Raw genomic sequence first — 17,302 nt, forward strand, 5'->3', positions numbered from 1 at the left:
GCTACTCCCCGGCCCAATCTCCGCCGGCTGCCGCAAGCTGCAGATCGACGAGACCGTGGTCGAAGACGTTGTGGGGATCGTAGGCGGCCTTGATCCCAGCCAGCCGCTCGTACTTCGCGCCGTAGATCTCCTGCGCGCTCTGGGCGTCGCCGTGCTCGGACGTGAAGTTGATGTACGTTCCGTGCTCCCACTCGCTCACCGCCGCGCTGAACCGCTTGACCCACGCGACAAGCTCTTCGCGTTCGTCGCCGTATTCCCAGTCGGCGCCGATGTTCCCCGCCCATCGGGAGTGGATATCGGTTGTCGAGTCGTTGCTGTGGTCGCGCGGAACGAGCTTCCCCGCGATGAGCTCGAACGGGCACATCACCTGGTGGCTGATGAAGGAGCTCGAGTTGAGCGATCGGCCCGGGTAGGCATCGGCGTGCTCGATCGCGATGTCCAAGAGCTCGTCGGGCAGTTCCCGGAAGGCCACGTGGCGCCAATAATGCGAGATGCCGTACCGGAATTCGTCGTCGGTTGCGTGCTGGAGCGTGACGTGGGGAATGGTGCGCACGCTCTCGAAGACGGGAGTGCCGCGCTCGAACATGGGCGCGCTCAGCTCGGGCTCGAGGGCGGGGTCGCCGTACGTCACGGTAGCCACCGAGATGATGGGCTTGCCGCGGTGTTCCCTCGGCACCTGGGACCAATACGCCGGGCAGCGGTACAGGCGCACATAGCTGCCCACGTTGTCCGGCATGGCCGGGCCGAGGTCGCGGAACAGCTGGAGGATCTCCTTGCGGTTCTCAGCCGGATAGAGGGCAAGCCGGACGGTTGCGAGGCCGGGAAGATCGACGTAGTCGAAGACGAACTCCGTCGCGATGCCGAAATTGTGGCCCGCGCCCTTGAGCGCCCAGAACAGCTCGGGTTCGCTCTCGGCGTTGACGCGTCGGATGGCCCCGTCCGCCGTGACGATCTCCACCTCGCGGAGGAAGTCCACGGTCGAGCCGAACATGCGCGAGAGATAGCCCACGCCACCTCCGAGAGTCAGTCCCGCCACGCCAGTGTGGGAGACGACTCCGGCAGGGAGTGCGATGTCGTAGGGCTCGGCCGCACGGTCCACATCGCCCCACCGGCAGCCGGCGCCGACGGTGATCGTGCGGGACTCGGCGTCGATCTCGACCTTGCGCATGAGCCCCGTGTCGATCAACACGCTCCCGTCGGAGACGCTCGTTCCGGCCAGGTTGTGGCCGCCGCCGCGCACCGTGAGGGGGAACCCCGCGCCGACGCACCATTTGAGAGCGTTCGCGGCGTCCTGCACGCTCGAGCAGCGCACGATCGCCGCGGGGTGCTGGTCGATGTCGGCGTTCCAGACGTGCCGCAGCGACTCGTACGAGGGAGCCCCGGGGAAGACGACTTCGCAGTCGACCGCAGCGACGAGTCCCGCGAGTTCGGGTTGCTGGTGCATCAGTTTCTTTCTCCTTTTCAATAGGTCAGGAAGATCTGACGAGTGGGGGAAAACGGGGGCCGATCAGAATGGTGAACGCCGCTCGAGCGACGCGCGGAGCGCCGTGAGCGACCGGGTGAGGAAGTCTCGGTAGTCGGCAAGAGGCGGCGGAGAAGCGCGTAGTTCGTCGATGCCCGGCGCAAGACCGCTCGTCGCGCGCGCAGCGAAATCGGACGCGAGGCGCGTGAGGCGCTCGCCGTCGTCGTCCGTCATGTCCGGATGCGCCGCACGCCACCGCGCGTCGTCCGGTCGGAGTTCCATCTCCGCCCTGGATCCGCCGATGCCCTCGATGATGAGGTCGAGGCTAGGGTGGGTGGCCAGAACCACGTCGAGCAGTCCGTCCCAGTCGATGACCCCTTCGCCGATCGGCATGAGGAACCGTGAAAGGCCGCGCTCGGTGGGCACGAGAACCACGTCGCGCAGATGGGTAAGACGCGTGTGCGGCGCGGAGCGGCGCACGGCGTCCCCGACCGGTTCGCCGCGGACCATGACATTCGCCGGGTCGAGGCAGATGCCCAGCACGTCGTGGCCGACGTCCTCGATGAGGCGGAGGAGCTCGAAGGTCGTGATCTCCTCGTGGGTCTCGAGGTTGAGCCGCACTCCATGTTCCCGCAAGGTCGGGGCGAGCTTGTGCAGGAACCTCGCGGTTGCGGCCAGCTGGTCCGGCCAGTCGACGTCCGTGCGGAACCGGTCGAAGCAGAACGGCGCCGGAAGGTGGTGCTGATACGCCCCTGCGGCGGTCCAGGCCTCGGCCCATCCGTATTCCCCGCACAGGGCTATCAGGCGCTCCATGCCCGCGAGATAGCTCCCGCCACCGAGATCTCGGATTCGCGGGAGTTCCGCCGTCATATAGGGATTGACCTTGCCGAGGCCCACGTTGACGAACATGTCCCGCGTTTTCGCCTCGGCGGCGAATTCGCGAAGGGCACCTGAATCGAGCGTGGGGAAGGCCTCATCGACCGTGCGGACCAGAATTCCCTCGAACCCGAGGTCATACGCGACCGAGAGCGTCTCGAGTGGATCGTCGCCGAGGAGAGACGCGCCGTCCTCGAACTTCACGTCGACGCCGATGCGGGTCATGGCGTCACCGCCATCGCCAGCCGACGCGCGCGGCGCTCGCGTTCCGCGGCGGGGCTCGGCACCGGAACCGCCTCGAGCAGCGCCTTCGTGTACGCGTCCTGCGGTTCCTCGTAGATGTGCGGCACGTTCCCCCTCTCGGCCACGCGCCCGCGGTTGAGCACGACGAGCCGCGTGCAGAGGTATTTCACGACCGCAAGATCGTGCGAGACGAAGAGGACCGTGAGGTCGAGCTGCCGCTGCATGTCCTTGAGGAGGTTGAGCACCTGCGCCTGCACGGAGACGTCGAGCGCGGAGACGGGCTCGTCGCACAAGAGGACCTTCGGCCCGACAACGAGGGCGCGCACGATCGCGATCCGCTGGCGCTGGCCGCCGGAGAAGTCCCTCGGATAGCGATCGAGGTGCTCTGGCCGGAGGCCCACGAGCTGGATGAGCTCGTGGATGCGATCTCGCCGCTCGCGCTCGGAGTAGCCGCCCATGACGAGCATGGGCTCCTCGATGATCCTGCGGACGGTCATCCGGGGATCGAGACTCGAATACGGGTCCTGGAAGACCATCTGCAGATCGCGGCGGTACCGGTTGAGCTCGTCCTTCGAGGCCTTCGCGGGGTTGATTCCCTGGTACAGGATGCTCCCCGATGATTCCCTCTCGAGTCCCACGAGGCAGCGGATGATGGTCGACTTCCCCGACCCCGACTCCCCGACGAGTCCCAGGATCTCGCCCTGCCGGAGGTCGAACGAGACATCGTCGAGCGCCTGATGGGCCCGACGCCCCGTGCCGAATCGCTTGGACAGTCCCTCCACGCGGAGCAGGACGTCAGGCATGGTGTGCACCTCCTTCGAGGACGAGGTAGTCCTCAACAGTCGTGAGCCGGGTGTCCGGGTCGAGGTCGAGGCGCGGGATCGAGCCGATGAGGCCCCGCGTGTACGGGTGCTCGGGACGCTCGAACAGCTCGTCGACAGGCTTCTCCTCGACCAGCCGGCCGCGGAACATGACGGCTACCCGATGGGCGAGGCCCGCGACGATTGCGAGGTCGTGGGTAATGAAGAGGACCGCGAGGTTGAGCTCCCGCGACTGTTCCTCGAGAAGGTCGAGGACCTGTTCCTGCACCCGGACGTCGAGCGCCGTCGTCGGCTCGTCGGCGATGAGCAGCTGGGGCCGCGCGACGAGCGCGGCGGCCATGACGACGCGCTGCCGCATGCCGCCCGAGAACTGACCGGGGTACGCGCGCATCCGCTCCCTCGCCTTGGGCACGCCGAGGCGATCGAGCATCTCGACGGCGCGAGCGTGGGCCTTGCGCCGGGGCACCCCGCGCACGAGCAAGGGCTCGGCGACCTGTTCGCCGATCGTCAGCACGGGGTTGAGCGCCGTCATCGGGTCCTGGAAGATCATCGAGATCTCCCCGCCGCGCACCCTCTGCAGGACGCGGCGCGGAGCCCCGAGGAGCTCGGCGCCCTTCCACGAGATCGACCCCTCGAGCCTCAGCAGGGGGTCGAGCTGGAGGATCGAGCGGGCGGTGAGGGACTTGCCGGAGCCCGATTCGCCGACGAGCGCGACGCGCTCCCCCGGACGGATGGCCAGGGAAAGGCCGTCGACGAGCGTCAGGTCTCCGTCCCGGCCCGCGATCCGCTCCCTCCCGGGAAGCGACACGGCGAGGTTCTTGATGCATAGGAGGGCATCGCCGTCGTTCATGAGGACCTCCTTGCGGACGGATCGACGAAGCTCCGCACGGCGTCCCCCACAAGACCGAACGCGATGGCGCCCGCGCTGATCGCGAGGCCCGGGAAAAGCGAGATCCACCATGCAGTCGTGATGTACTGCTGGCCCTCGGCGATCATCGAGCCCCAGTCGGGGCTCGGCGGGGGCGCGCCCACGCCGAGGAAGGCAAGCCCCGAGATCATCACGATCGTCCCGGAGATCTCCATGCTGGCCTGGACGTAGATGGCGTCGAGGGAGTTGGGGAGCACGTGGCTGACCATGAGCCGCACCCGGGACATGCCGAGGATCCTCGCCGATTCGACGTACGACGACGACATCGTCTCGCGCAGGATCCCGCGCGTGAGCCGTGCCGTGCTCGGCCACGACGCCGCGACCATCGCGACGATGATCGAGAGCATCGACGGACCGAGCGCCGCCGCGAGGCCGAGTGCGAGGACGAGCGAGGGGATCGACATGAAGATGTCGCAGGCCCTCATGATGACCTCATCAGCGCGCCGCGGAAGGAGGGCGGAGACGCTAGCGACGACGATGCCGACGACGGCGGCGAGCACCACGATCGCAGCGGCCGAGAGCAGGGTGAGCCCCGCCCCGGCCAGGAGCCTCGAGAAGACGTCCCGGCCGACGTCGTCCGTCCCCAGCAGATGGGCAGCGCTCGGCGGGAGCAGGGCCGACGAGGTCTCGACGGCGTACGGATCGTACGGGCTCACGAAGGGGCCGACGACGGCGGTCAGCACGAGGAGCACGACAAGGCCGAAGGCCGTTCGGTCCACGAGGGCCGTTCGCCGGCCGAAGAGCCGGCGGCCGAGCCGGCCCGCCGCGCCGCCGATCGACGCGGCGGACAGAGCTGCGCCGATTCCCGAGGGTGCGTCGGCCAGACTGAGCGGTTCGCGGACGACGGCTGCGGCGACCACGGGCGGTGCGGCGTCCGCGTTCGCTGTTTCGGATTTCATGCTGCTCCTAGCTGGGCGCGCCGCACGCGTGGATCGATCGCCATCTGGAGAAGGTCCACGATGAAAGAGGTCGCGATGAAGACGAAGCCGATCACCAAGACCGATGCGAGGACCGAGAACGTGTCCTGGTTGATGATGGCGCGGAACAGGTAGCTGCCGATCCCCGGGAGGCCGAACACGGCCTCGACGAGGACCGCGGCGCTGATCATCCACCCGAACTGCATGCCGAACACCGTGAGCACCGAGCCGAGGGCGGATCGGAACGCGTGCCTCAGGATCACGCGCCGCCGCGGCACTCCTTTCGAGATCGCGAACGTGATGTAGTCGGCCTTCAGCGCGGTCATCATGTTCGACCGGATGAGGCGGGCGAGCGTGGACACGAAGGGCGCGCTGAGGGCAAGGGCCGGCAGGATCAGGTGGAACACCGAATCGGCCAGGTTCCCGACCGTGCCGAACAGGAGCGAATCCAGCACCGTGAAGCCGGTGACCGTGGGCGGGCCGCCGTCGACGCTGTTCGTTCCCGAAATGGGAAACCAGCCGAGGATCGAGCCGAGGACCCACCGCATCATGATGGCGAGCCAGAACACTGGCACGCCCCCACTCGTAACGAGGAAGATCCGCGCCACGATATCGGCCGTTTTCCCCTCGCTCACGGCCGCCGCAATGCCGACGGGCGCGGCGATCAGCACCGTGATGAGCATCCCGAGGAGCACGAGCTGAATGGTCGTCTGCAGGACGGTCGCCAGATCTCTGACGACGTTCTGCCGCGTGATCGTCGAGGTGCCGAGATTTCCCTGGACAAGGCGCGAAATGTAGCCACCGTATTGGACGATCAGCGGATCGTTCAGGCCGAGGACCTCGCGCATGTGCGCAACTTGGTCCGCCGTCGCGAGCCGGCCGGCCGCGACGCGTGCCACGTCCCCGGGAATGAGCTTCGAGATGACGAACACGATCGTGGCGACGCCCCACAGGGAGAGCGCGGCGAGGCCCAGGCGGCGGAGTACGAATTTGTACAAGGCCGTCACCCCCTCTTATTTGGCGATGCGGAGCGTGCCGACGTTGAAGTCCTGCTGGGTCGGAGAGAAGGGAATCTCTCCGACCTTCTTGTCGGAGACCATGGTCACGGCCGGGTAGGCGATGTAGAGCAACGCGTGGTCGGCGAGCACCTGCTTCTGGACCTCTTGGAAGTCGTTGCACGCCTGCTTCTGATCGGCGGCCGTGAGACCGTCCTTGAGCAGCGCATCCACGGTGGGGTTCGAGTAGCGCGTGAAATTGGTCTGGCCGACGAAGGCAGAATTCCATTCACGGTTGAGCATCGGTCCCGCGGCGGGGAATGCTGCGAAGTCCCACGCAAGGGCGACGTCCGGCATCGTCTCGGGCTTGGACACGAGTGCCGAATACTGCGGGAAGGTCACTGCCTTGAGCTGGGCGTTGAGGCCGATCTTCTTGAGCGAATCCTGCAGGATCGTGCCGGCGGCGTTGAATTCGCGCACGGTGGGCTGATAGGCGACTGTGACCGTTGCCCCTTCGACGCCGGCCGCCTTGACGAGCTGCTTGGCCTTCTCGAGATCCTGTTGGGGCTTGCCCGCGTCGACGCGGCATGCGATCCCCTCGGGCAGGATCGACGTGGCGATCGTTCCCTGGCCCCCAAGCGCGCTCGTGAGGTGGCCGCTGTAGTCGTACGCGAGCTGGATCGCCTCGCGGACGCGGGCGTCACCCGTGACCTTCCCCTGCATGTTGAGCCACGCGTAGGTCTGTCGAGGTGCCGGGATGTTGACGACCTCGTACTTGCTGTCCTTCGAGATGTTCTCGACGTCGACTGCGGCGAGGCCCATCGTGATGTCCAAGTTGCCTGCGAGGAATTCGTCGCGGTTCGCGCTCGAATCATTGATCATGCGGAGGACGATCGATGTGGGGCGTTTGTTGTCGAAATCCCAGTAGTCCTTGTACCGGGAGAGGTCGAGCTCCTGATTCGGTTTATAGCTTCCCATCGTGAACGGCCCCGACCCGGCTTCGTGCGTTCCGAGCCAGCCCTGGGCATTGTCGGAGCCCTCATTCGGCTTCACTAGCTTCGAGTCGAGGACGTAGATCTGGCTTAGGGCTCCGATGAAATCGAGATCGGTCTTCGACAGGTTGATCACGACGTGAAGATCATCTGCGGCCTTCGACGACGCATAATCCGAGAGGAAGGACGCGGCGCCCGATCCGATCTTCTTGGCCCGGTCGAGGCTGTACACGACGTCGGCGGCCGTGAAGTCATTGCCGGAATGGAACTTCACGCCCTTCCGCAGGGTGAGCGTCAGCTGCGTCGCGTCTCCATTGAAGGCCCATTCCGCGGCAAGCTTCGCAACCTTCTCGCCCTTGGCGTCGAAATCGACGAGACGGTCGTACATCGGGGCGAGGTTGAAGTCATTGTGCGCGTCGGAAGATTGAAGGGGATCAAGCGTCTCTGCCGTATTCGAGCTCCCGATGACGATCGTGTTCTGTTTGGCCGAGGCGCCGCCAGAGGCGGCGCCCGTCGGCAGCTGGCAGGATGACAGCGCCATTGCCGTCGCCGCCGCAAAGGTGCCCAGTACCAACCCTCGCTTGTGGAGATTCATTTCTTTCCTCTCGGGGAGCTGCAACGTTCCGTTGACGTTCTTGCGGGGAAGCTGCGTGGTGCGACGAACTCTTCGCGGACTCGGCGTCCGCGGGCCTCAAACTTCACCGTTGGCATGCAGAATCACACACAACTGACAGAAAGTCACCCCCTTGAGGGCTATATCTGGCAATGTGGCATGCCAAAGTGTTCTTGAGCCTTCTCCGGGGCCAGCGACGGTACGATGTCCCCAGGTCCACGGAGGGAGGGTGCCATGACCGCGGAAGCCCCGGCGGAAGAAGGGCCGGCATCCGGTTCGCGCGCCAACAATGTCTACGAGTGGCTCAGGGAGCGGATCATCGACGGGAGCCTGCCCCCCGGCGCCCGCATCCGCGAGCGCGAGATCGCCGAAGAGCTCCAGGTTTCGAGAGTTCCCGTGCGCGAGGCGCTCCCCCAGCTCGAGAGCGAAGGCTACATCGAGACCATCCCGCGCCGCGGCGCCGTCGTCGTGCCCATGACGGTGAACGCGGCCGTCGAGCTCTTCGACATCCGGGCGAGCCTCGAAGTCCTCGCCGCGCGGCTTGCGGCGCAGGCCTGCGCGGCAGGCGCCTCGCCAGCGGGGCTCGAGACCCTGCTCGAGCAGGCGCATGAGGCAACCGAGGCCGGCAGCGAGGATCAGATCGCCGACCTGAACTCCCGCCTGCACGAGGAGATCCTCGTGCTGAGCGGCAATCGCCTCCTCCAGAAGCTCATGACTCCGGTGAACGGCCACGTGCGCCGGCTGTTCCACGTCGCGAAGGACCGCGATCAGGTGGAGCTCTACCGCGAGCACGTCGCGATCGTCCAGGCGATTATCCGCGGCCACGCGGAGCTCGCCGCCGCGCTCTCCTTCGCCCACGTCGAGGAGAGCCGGAACGAATCGCTCCCGATCGTCGAAAGCCAGCTCGAGGCTCGCCCGCGCCACCCCTAGCCGGGGGATTTACAGGGCGGGCATCGTGCCCTACGCTCGATATTGGTATACCATTCTGGTTCAAAGCCATCCAGAATCCTTGAGAATCCGGGGATCCTGCCGGCCCACACGGCGGCGTTCCAGGATTTGGCATGCAATATCGTGAAGGACTGACACCGAGTGACCCAGCCGATCGCACCCAAGACCCTCATCCGCAACGTGCGCCCCTGGGGCCGAGAGGCGAGCGACGTCGTCGTCGACCGCGCCGGACGGCCCGACGCCGCGATCGCCGCCATCGTGCCGCACGATCCCAGTGCGGCGGTCGCCGAAGAAGGCGACACGACCGTCGTCGAAGGGCGCGGACGCCTCCTGTTCCCCGCTTTCTCGGACGTCCACGTCCACCTCGACTCGACCCGCATCGGCCTCCCGTTCCGGCCGCACACGGGCGCCCCGGGCGTCTGGGCCATGATGCTCAACGACCGCGCCAACTGGCGCAACGCCGAGGCGCCCATAGCCGAGCGCGCGGCCACGGCCCTCGAGCGCATGGTCGCGCGCGGCACCACGCGGGTGCGCTCCTACGCGCAGGTCGACGTCGACTGCCGGCTCGAGCGCTTCGAGGCGGTCCTTGCGGCGAAGGAGCGCTACGCGGGCGCGGCCGACGTCGAGATCATCGCGTTCCCGCAGGCTGGCATCCTGCTCGAAGACGGCACGGAGAAGCTGCTCGAGGCCGCGATGCAGGCCGGGGCGAACGTCGTGGGCGGCCTCGACCCCTCGGCGCTCGACCGCGACCCCGCGCGGCACCTCGACATCGTCTTCGGGCTGGCCGAGAAGTACTCGGCCCCCATCGACATCCACCTCCACGAGACCGGGACGCTAGGCGCGTTCACGACCGAGCTCATCCTCGAGCGCACGCGGGCCCTCGCGATGCACGGCAAGGTGACCATCAGCCACGCGTTCCAGCTCTCCTCGATCGACGACGAATCGCTCGGCCGCCTCATCGACGAGATGGCCGAACTCGACGTCTCGCTCGCGACCGTCGCACCGCCTCCCCCGCGGCACCTCCCGCTCGCGCGGCTCGCCGAGGCTGGCGTGCGCGTGGGGCTCGGCGAGGACGGCCAGCGCGACTACTGGAGCCCGTACGGCAACGCCGACATGCTCGACCGCACATGGCAGCTTGCGTTCACGCAGGGGTTCCGGCGCGACGAGCTCATCGAGCACTGCCTCGCCGTGGCGACGATGGGCGGCGCGAGCGTCATCGATCCGACAGCCCGCCGCGTCCAGGGCATCGGCGACCTCCCGGGAGCCGACGTCGGCGACCCGGCCGACGTCGTCCTCGTCGACGGCGAGACGCCCGCCTCAGCCGTCATGGACCGAGGCAAGGATCGCACCGTGCTCCACCACGGCCTCGTCGTCGCGGACGGCCTCGCCGTCGTCCGCGCGTAGTCACCGGTTGCGCGCCCGTTCTTCACCCGCACCCAGCACCACCCCTTCCCCTCACGAAAGACAGTCATGCGCTTCTTCAACAACCTCGCTCTCCAGGGCAGCGTCGCCCTCGCGCTGAGCGCACTCGCCCTCACGGGCTGCACGAACGCGTCGGAAACCAGCGCCGCGCAGCCCGCCAGCTCGGGCGGCGCGGCCGCGAGCTTCGACCCGAGCACCGTCCAGAAGGACGAGGCGCTCGCATCGCAGGTGCCCGCCGCGATCAAGGCCCGCGGAACGCTCGTGATCGGCTCGGACACGACCTACGCGCCCGCGGAATTCCTCGGCGGGTCGGACAACCACACGCCCATGGGCTACGACGTCGACCTCGCGAAGGCGATCGGCGCGAAGCTGGGCCTCAAGGTCGACGTGGAGACGGCGGAATTCGCCGGAATCCTGCCGGCGCTCGGCCCGAAGTACGATCTCGGCGTCAGCTCGTTCATGATCACGAAGAAGCGCCTCGCCGCCGTCAACTTCGTGAGCTACTTCGACTCGGGCACCCTGTGGGCCGTCCAGAAGGGCAACCCGAAGAAGTTCTCGCTCGACGACGTGTGCGGCAGGACGATCGGCGTCGAGACGGGGACCATCCAGGAGGACCCGGACCTCAAGGACCGCAGCGACAAGTGCGTCAAGGCCGGCAAGAGCGCCATCAACGTCATCTCCCTCAAGAGCCAGACAGACATCAACACGCGCCTCGTCAACGGCACCCTCGACGCGATGGTCTCCGACTCCCCCACGATCGGCTACGCCGTCCAGCAGACCAGCGGCGCGGTCGAGAAGCTCGGCGACACGTACAACAGCGGGCCCGGCGGCATCGCGATCGCGAAGGATGACACCGCGCTTGCGAACCTCATCGGCCAGACCTTGAACAAGCTCATCGATGACGGGACCTACAAGAAGGTCCTCAGCTCGTGGAACGTCGCCGACGGCGCCGTCGCCAAGGCCGAAGTCAACCCGTCCCTCCCGTCCTGAACCGCACGACGCCCCAGTACTCGACCACCCAGGAGGAACCGTGAAGAGCTCTGTTTCAGCCCGCTATCTCCTCGCCCACCGCGATAACCGCCACGTGCTCGTGGACCACGGCACCGTGGTCCACGAAGACGGCGTCGTGGTGTACGCGGGCCCCACGTCAGGTGCGCCCGAGGCAGAGAGCCACCGCGACCTCGGCGACGCGCTCATCATGCCCGGCCTGATCGACCTCGACGCACTCTCGGACATCGACCACCTCATCCTCGACAGCTGGGCCGGGGGCGAGCTCGCCCGCGGGCACCTCTGGTCCGAGGAGTACTTCCGCGAGCGCCGTGCCGACGTGTTCACCCCCGAGGAACGCCAGGACATCCGGCACTACGCCCTCATCCAGCTCGCGCTGCACGGCATCACGACGTTCATGCCGATCGCCTCGGAGATCCATTCGTCGTGGGCGGAGAGCTTTGACGAGCTCGCGGGCATGGCGGAGACGTCCCGGCAGATCGGGCTGCGGGCCTTCCTGGGGCCGGCGTACCGCTCGGGCGTCAACGTCGCGCTCGGGGACGGCACCGTGGGCGTCCTGTTCGACGAGGAGCGCGGCCGCGAGGGCCTGAAAGATGCGGTCCGCTTCCTCGACTACGCCGAGCAGCTGGGCGACCCGCTCGTCACGGGCGTCCTCCTGCCGTGCCGCATCGAGACGCTCACGCGCGAGCTCCTCGACGAGACGGCCCGCGTCTCTCGAGAACGCGACGCACTCGTTCGCCTCCATAGCCTCCAGGGGCTTGCCGAGCGGGCCCTCGTCATCGAGCGGCACGGTATGACCCCACTCGAGCTGCTCGACGACGCGGGCCTCCTCGGCGAGCGCCTGCTCGTCCCGCACGCGCTGTTCCTCGACCGGAACTCGAGGGTCCACGGCGAGGACCGCGGCGACCTCGCGCGCCTCGCGGCGTCGGGCGCGAGCATCGTCCATTGCCCGCTCACGTCGATGCGGTACGGCGAGGCCCTCGATTCGTTCCCCGCCTACGTCGAGGCCGGCGTACGCATCGCGCTCGGCACCGACTCCTTCCCGCCGGACCTCGTCCGGGGCATCGACGCCGGCTGGCACCTCGCCAACATCGTCGAGGGCCGGCGGGACGCCGCGCGGCTCGCCGACTACGTCGACGCCGCAACGCTCGGCGGGGCGCGCGCCCTTCGCCGTCCCGACCTGGGGCGCCTGAGCCCGGGCGCGCAGGCCGACTTCGTCGCCTTCGGCCTCGGGGACCTGCGCGACGGCGTGCACGAGGACCCCGTGCGCACGCTCATCCTCAACGGCACGGCGCGGCAGTGCGTGCTCAGCGTCGTGGCGGGCAGGACGATCGTCGAGGACGGCGCGCTCGCGGGCCACGATCTCGCATGGTGGCGCCGTCGCGGCCAAGAGCTCTTCGACAAGATGCGCTCGGCCTACTCCGAGCGGGACGAGCGGCGGCGGAGCGCCGGCGAGCTGTTCCCGCCGGTCTACGCGCGGGAGCCGTAGGGAGGTCAGGGGAGGCGGCTGGGCCGCAGGACCGTCGCCTCCCCCGCCCTCGCCTGTTCAAGCGGCACCGGGCTCGTCAGGATGGCTGGGCCGCGGTGCAGGATCCCGTCCGAGAGCGGCCGGCAGCGAATGCCCCCACGCCCGCGCATCGCGGCATGGGCGCCGGGGGCGAGCATCTCGTCCATCCAGGCGCACGGATGTGCGGGCCTGCCGCCCCAGAAGCGGACGACGGCGCCGCGCGACTCGAGCGCGAACTCCTCGCCGACGAGGGGCGCGAGCTGGGCGCCCCGGACGACGATGTTGCGTCGAGTCAAGAGCGGATCGAAGGGCGCGACGCCGAGCTCGCCGGCGATGGCTTCGAGGGCTTCGGCTGCGATGAGCGTGACGGCCGCGTCCATGTGGGCCGCCTTGCCAAAGAACCTGTCGCCGATGATGCCCTTGCCGGCGACGATCTCGACGCGGTCGGCGTCCGTCATCGGGACGTCTGCCGCGCCGTCGCGCGCCCGCCCGAAGTAGGCATGCTCCGGGGAGACGAGCAGGTGGAGGATTTCCACGTCGTAACGATACGGCGTCGTCATGCCCCCATCCTCTCGCGAACTCTTCAGGTTCTCCCAGACGGGCTTCCTATAATTTGTCCATGGCCATTCTCGCGAGCACGGCCAAGGTTTTGGGGAAGTTTGTCGCTTTCCTCGCCGTGAGCGCCGTCAGCGGAGTGCTGGTGGCGGGGCTCATGATGCCGGCCGCGGCCGTGACCTGGGGGGCAGCATACGGCTCCTCGTCATTTTTCGACAGCCTTCCGAGCGAATTGACCATCAATCCTCCGGGCCAGGTCACGAAGATGCTCGCGGCAGACGGTTCCCTCATCGCGACTCTGTTCAATGAGAATCGCACTCCGGTGTCCATCGACCAGATGTCGCCCAACGTCAAGAATGCGATCGTCGCGATCGAGGACTATCGATTCTTCGAGCATGGCGGCGTCGACACGACCGGCATCCTGCGGGCCCTTCTGGCGAACGTCCGGGGCGACCGCCAGGGGGCGTCGACCATCACGCAGCAGTACGTCGCCAACGTGCTCAAGGAGAACCTCGTCGCCCAGGGGGCGGACGCCTCGAACGTGCTCAATGGGCAGAAGACCATCGGTGACAAGCTGCGCGAAATGAAGCTGGCGATCGCGCTCGAGAAGCAATACTCGAAGGAGCAGATTCTCGCGAGCTATCTCAATATCGTCTTCTTCAGCACGAATGCCTACGGGATCGAGGCGGCGAGCCAGTATTTCTTCTCGGTGAGCGCCAAGGATCTCACGCTCCCCCAGGCGGCCCTTCTCGCGGGGCTCGTCAATGGGCCTTCGGTGTACGATCCGGTTGCCCATCCGGATAATGCGCTCACCCGCCGAAATCTCGTGCTGGACGCGATGCAGCAGCACGGCTATATCGACCAGAAACAGCACGAGGACGCCGCCAAAACGCCGCTCCAGCTCAAGCTGAGCCCGCCCAGGCAAGGGTGCGCGTACGCCGTGCAGGCGCAGTATTTCTGTGACTACGTGCTGCACCAGGTTCTCAACGATCCCGCCTATGGCGCGACGGCGAATGACCGGCTGCAGCGGGTCGCGCAGAACGGCCTCATCATCAAGACCACCCTCGACCCGCGGCTTCAGGCCCCCGCCCAAGCCCAGGTCGATTCGACCGCGGGCGCGAATCCGGACAAGTGGGGCACGTCCCTCGTGACGGTCCAGCCCGGCACGGGCAAGATCCTCTCGATGGCGCAGAACACGCGCATGCTCCCGGGCCAGGGCCTGAACTTCGTCACGAGCTACAACTTCAATGTCGATCGGACGGACGCACAGGGCAACGACCTCGGCGGCGCCGGCGGGATGCAGCCGGGATCGTCGATGAAGCCCATCACGCTCACGGCCTGGCTCAGTGAGGGCAAGCCCACGAACCAGGTCGTCGACGCTTCGAAGCGGGTGTATCCGCTCAACTACCCGTGGCGGGATACGTGCGCCCACGTCGTCGGCGCGTACGACGACGCCGAAGTCGGCCGGGGTGCCGCGCCGAACCTTCAGAACGACGAGCCCGGGTGGTACCGGCCGATGCCCGTTCGGGAGGGCATCTACCAGTCGATCAATACGGCCCTGTTCGCCACCGCGGCCGGCCTCAATGACTTCTGCGACATCCAGCGCGCTGCGGACGCGCTCGGGCTGCACGACGGCGCAGGCGGCGGCAAGCCCGCCGACATGTCGACGCTCGGCGATCTGCTGGGCGGTTTGAACATCGCCCCCCTCACGATGGCCAGCGTGTACGCGACGTTCGCGAGCAACGGGACGTATTGCACGCCGATCTCCATCGCCGAGGTGGACGATGCGCAGGGTCAGAAGATCGGCGGTCAGTCGCCGTCGTGCCGGGCGAACTCGATCAGGCCGGACGTCGCCAAGGCCGCCACCAACGTCCTCCAGGATGTGCTCACGAAAGGCTCCGGCTACAACATCAAGGACGACGCAGGCCACACCATCTACCTCGGCGTACCCGACGCCGCGAAGACCGGAACCAACCAGTTCAACAGCGAGACGTGGCTCATCGGCTACACGCGGGGCCTCTCGACGGCGTCATACTTCGGCGAGGCGCTCGGCAACCCGGAGGATCATCTCGGACGCAACGTCTTCGTCAATGGGCGATTCTGGCCCGTCATCGACGGGGCCTACATCGCCGGCCCGCAATGGGCGTACTACATGCAGAAGGTCATCGGCCTGTACGACCACGGCAACTTCGATCCCCCGCCGCCGAGCCTCATCGACGCGCCGAAGGGGAAGTAGAGCTGGTGGAGATAGAGTCGTTCCGCTTGAGCTGCGACCCGCTAAGCCGAGGGGTCAGGATCTGTGCTGTCTGTGCCGGCATCCTGCTGCTCGATGCTCGGCAGCGCCTTCGTCACATTCGACAGCTCCAGCAGCTTCCGCACGCTCGCATTTGCGTTCGCGAGCCGGAGATCGCCGCCTTCCCTGCGCGCCCTTGTCGCCGCCCAGATCAGCGCGCCGAGTCCCGTAGAATCCACCGACTCGGCGGCCTGAAGGTCGATCAGGAGGCGGGTGCGTCCCGCCCGGAGCACCTCCGCGACCACTCCACGGAATTCATCGGTGCTGTTCATGTTCAGCCTGCCCCGTACCGCTAGGACACTGAACCCATCCCGATCCCCGACGTCTGCCACCAAACCCAGCACCCGCCCCCAGCGCTCCGTCGCTCCGCCCAAGGCTCCCCGACGGACCTGTTCCTCCTCGCCCATGCCGACGATACTCGCACACTAAATGCTGTCCCGGGGAGAATCCGTCGCTGCCAGAATCGACCAAGTGCTGCCCAACCCTCAGCACTTGGTCGAGGGTCGCCGCAAGAACGGGCGCGACTTCCTGCCGCCGGTGGCGCATGCGACACCCACGAGCTTCCCCGCTGAGAGGAGCTGTGGAGCCCCTGCCGGATTCGAACCGGTGACCCTCTGGAGGGCCCGGGCCGCGGCGCGGGCGCCGTCGTGCAGTTCGACCTCTCGTGGTCTGTGGACCGAGCCGTCGAGGATCAGGTCCGTGCGAGCCCGGACGTTCAACGCGGTTGCGGCCTCGTTCGAGTCGGCGACCAGCACGGCCGCACGTCCTCCGAGCTGGTCGGCGCGCCACCCTCGGTAGGCAGCGTCGGCCATCGCCTCCGTCTCCCCCTCAACGACGCGGCAACGCTGGATGCAGGTGTCGACGACTTCGGTCCGCCCGTGCCGGAGGCCGAGGGACGCGGCCTTCTCCCACTCGTTCGTGAAGCGGTGGATGTCGGCCAGCTCGGGCGCGTCGTCGCGGTCATGCACGAGCAGCGAAAACGCACCGCCGGCGTCGACCGACGGGAGCTGGGCGTAGTCACCCACCGGGAGCACCTTCGCGCCTGCCTCGGCCGCAAGGTTCGCGATGCGGTCGAGGGAGAGCGTTCCGGCGAGGGAGGCTTCGTCGAGGATGACGAGCTGGCCCTGCCGGAACGACTGTAGGTTCCACCGCCGCCACGTCGAGCGCTTCTCCCCCACCGCTTCCACTACGCTTGCGATCAGCCGGTCCTTCTCCCTGTCGATATGCCGGGCGCGGGTGGAGAACTCTGCCACGAGCTGTTCGGAGACGCCGGTGATGGACCAGGCTGGGTTGCGGTCGCGGCCGCGCGGGCCTCCCACCCGACCCCGAGGGCATGGGTGAGGTGATCGGCGAAGACGGCTTCGTGGAGGAGGTCGGCCGCCAGTGCTGGCGGCCGCCCGGCCAAAGGGTTCCCCCTCGGCGGTGACGGGCAGGATCTCGGGGTGCTCCGACGCAAGCCAGGGTGGAGGCGAGGCAGTGGCCGTAGCAAGGTCAACGGCTATCCCATTGCTGCGCGGGAGATCGATGACCTCATCCAGCCATTCGAAATCCCACGTTTCTCGAGCGGGCTGCAGGCGCGCCCAGGAGAAGATCGCGAGGGAGACGATGTTCACTCCCGCCGCCTTCATCAGGCGCACGTCCTTAGCCCAGACCTCACGGTGCCACTGCTCTGGGTTGTAGTCGGCGCCGAAGGCCATCCCTCCGGGATGGCCATCTGGCCAC

General features: G+C 67.5%; 15 protein-coding genes and 1 pseudogene. 5 read left to right on the forward strand and 11 right to left on the reverse strand.

Annotation, left to right across the window (positions count from 1 at the left end; all coding sequences use genetic code 11):
* Position 1: 1 nt before the first annotated feature.
* The 7 genes from SPF06_RS20270 to SPF06_RS20300 form a co-directional block, all read right to left on the reverse strand.
* Complete coding sequence (locus tag SPF06_RS20270) at positions 2-1,444, reverse strand: FAD-binding oxidoreductase (RefSeq protein ID WP_323280975.1); 1,443 nt, start codon at positions 1,442-1,444, stop codon at positions 2-4.
* 63 nt (positions 1,445-1,507) lie between these two features.
* Entirely contained in the window at positions 1,508-2,563 is a 1,056-nt protein-coding gene (locus SPF06_RS20275) for a sugar phosphate isomerase/epimerase family protein (RefSeq protein WP_323280976.1), read from the reverse strand.
* Entirely contained in the window at positions 2,560-3,384 is an 825-nt protein-coding gene (locus SPF06_RS20280) for an ATP-binding cassette domain-containing protein (protein WP_323280977.1), read from the reverse strand. Before SPF06_RS20280 ends, SPF06_RS20275 begins: the two co-directional genes overlap by 4 nt.
* Entirely contained in the window at positions 3,377-4,252 is an 876-nt protein-coding gene (locus SPF06_RS20285) for an ABC transporter ATP-binding protein (protein ID WP_323280978.1), read from the reverse strand. The genes SPF06_RS20280 and SPF06_RS20285 overlap by 8 nt, the downstream gene beginning before the upstream one ends.
* Positions 4,249-5,229 carry an ABC transporter permease gene (locus tag SPF06_RS20290; protein ID WP_323280979.1) on the reverse strand — a complete coding sequence of 327 codons (981 nt, stop codon included), beginning with the start codon at positions 5,227-5,229 and terminating at the stop codon, positions 4,249-4,251. Before SPF06_RS20290 ends, SPF06_RS20285 begins: the two co-directional genes overlap by 4 nt.
* Entirely contained in the window at positions 5,226-6,245 is a 1,020-nt protein-coding gene (locus tag SPF06_RS20295) for an ABC transporter permease (protein WP_323280980.1), read from the reverse strand. Before SPF06_RS20295 ends, SPF06_RS20290 begins: the two co-directional genes overlap by 4 nt.
* Positions 6,246-6,260: 15 nt before the next feature.
* Positions 6,261-7,829 carry an ABC transporter substrate-binding protein gene (locus SPF06_RS20300; protein ID WP_323280981.1) on the reverse strand — a complete coding sequence of 523 codons (1,569 nt, stop codon included), beginning with the start codon at positions 7,827-7,829 and terminating at the stop codon, positions 6,261-6,263.
* A 252-nt stretch (positions 7,830-8,081) separates the two neighbouring features.
* Between SPF06_RS20300 and SPF06_RS20305 the strand changes: the two genes are divergently transcribed.
* The 4 genes from SPF06_RS20305 (at position 8,082) to SPF06_RS20320 (ending at position 12,714) form a co-directional block, all read left to right on the forward strand.
* The gene (locus SPF06_RS20305) at positions 8,082-8,777 is read left to right on the forward strand and encodes a GntR family transcriptional regulator (RefSeq protein WP_323280982.1); all 696 of its coding nucleotides are present in this window, start codon (positions 8,082-8,084) and stop codon (positions 8,775-8,777) included.
* A gap of 159 nt (positions 8,778-8,936) precedes the next feature.
* Positions 8,937-10,199, forward strand: a complete 1,263-nt coding sequence (locus SPF06_RS20310) for an amidohydrolase family protein (RefSeq protein WP_323280983.1) — start codon at positions 8,937-8,939, stop codon at positions 10,197-10,199.
* Positions 10,200-10,265: 66 nt separating this feature from the next.
* Positions 10,266-11,207 carry an ABC transporter substrate-binding protein gene (locus SPF06_RS20315; RefSeq protein ID WP_323280984.1) on the forward strand — a complete coding sequence of 314 codons (942 nt, stop codon included), beginning with the start codon at positions 10,266-10,268 and terminating at the stop codon, positions 11,205-11,207.
* Positions 11,208-11,247: 40 nt separating this feature from the next.
* On the forward strand, positions 11,248-12,714 hold the full coding sequence (locus SPF06_RS20320; protein ID WP_323280985.1) for a chlorohydrolase family protein: 1,467 nt from the start codon (positions 11,248-11,250) through the stop codon (positions 12,712-12,714).
* Between the two features lie 5 nt (positions 12,715-12,719).
* Here the strand turns inward: SPF06_RS20320 and SPF06_RS20325 are convergent, their stop codons facing one another.
* Complete coding sequence (locus SPF06_RS20325; protein WP_323280986.1) at positions 12,720-13,292, reverse strand: MOSC domain-containing protein; 573 nt, start codon at positions 13,290-13,292, stop codon at positions 12,720-12,722.
* Positions 13,293-13,351: 59 nt separating this feature from the next.
* Here SPF06_RS20325 and SPF06_RS20330 point away from each other — a divergent pair, with 59 nt between their 5' ends.
* A complete protein-coding gene (locus tag SPF06_RS20330; RefSeq protein ID WP_323280987.1) occupies positions 13,352-15,523 on the forward strand; it encodes a transglycosylase domain-containing protein in 2,172 nt (723 codons plus the stop codon).
* 41 nt (positions 15,524-15,564) lie between these two features.
* Here SPF06_RS20330 and SPF06_RS20335 read toward each other — a convergent pair whose 3' ends face one another.
* From SPF06_RS20335 to SPF06_RS20345, 3 genes and pseudogenes are all read right to left on the reverse strand, one after another.
* Entirely contained in the window at positions 15,565-15,987 is a 423-nt protein-coding gene (locus SPF06_RS20335; protein ID WP_323280988.1) for an STAS domain-containing protein, read from the reverse strand.
* Positions 15,988-16,065: 78 nt separating this feature from the next.
* A complete protein-coding gene (locus tag SPF06_RS20340; protein WP_487399478.1) occupies positions 16,066-16,833 on the reverse strand; it encodes an AAA family ATPase in 768 nt (255 codons plus the stop codon).
* Positions 16,834-16,948: 115 nt separating this feature from the next.
* A pseudogene (locus tag SPF06_RS20345) lies at positions 16,949-17,277 on the reverse strand (beta-galactosidase); the annotation flags it as partial.
* Positions 17,278-17,302: the final 25 nt, after the last annotated feature.

This window comes from Sinomonas terricola, from assembly GCF_034931225.1.
In the GTDB taxonomy this organism is placed as follows: Bacteria; Actinomycetota; Actinomycetes; order Actinomycetales; family Micrococcaceae; genus Sinomonas; species Sinomonas terricola.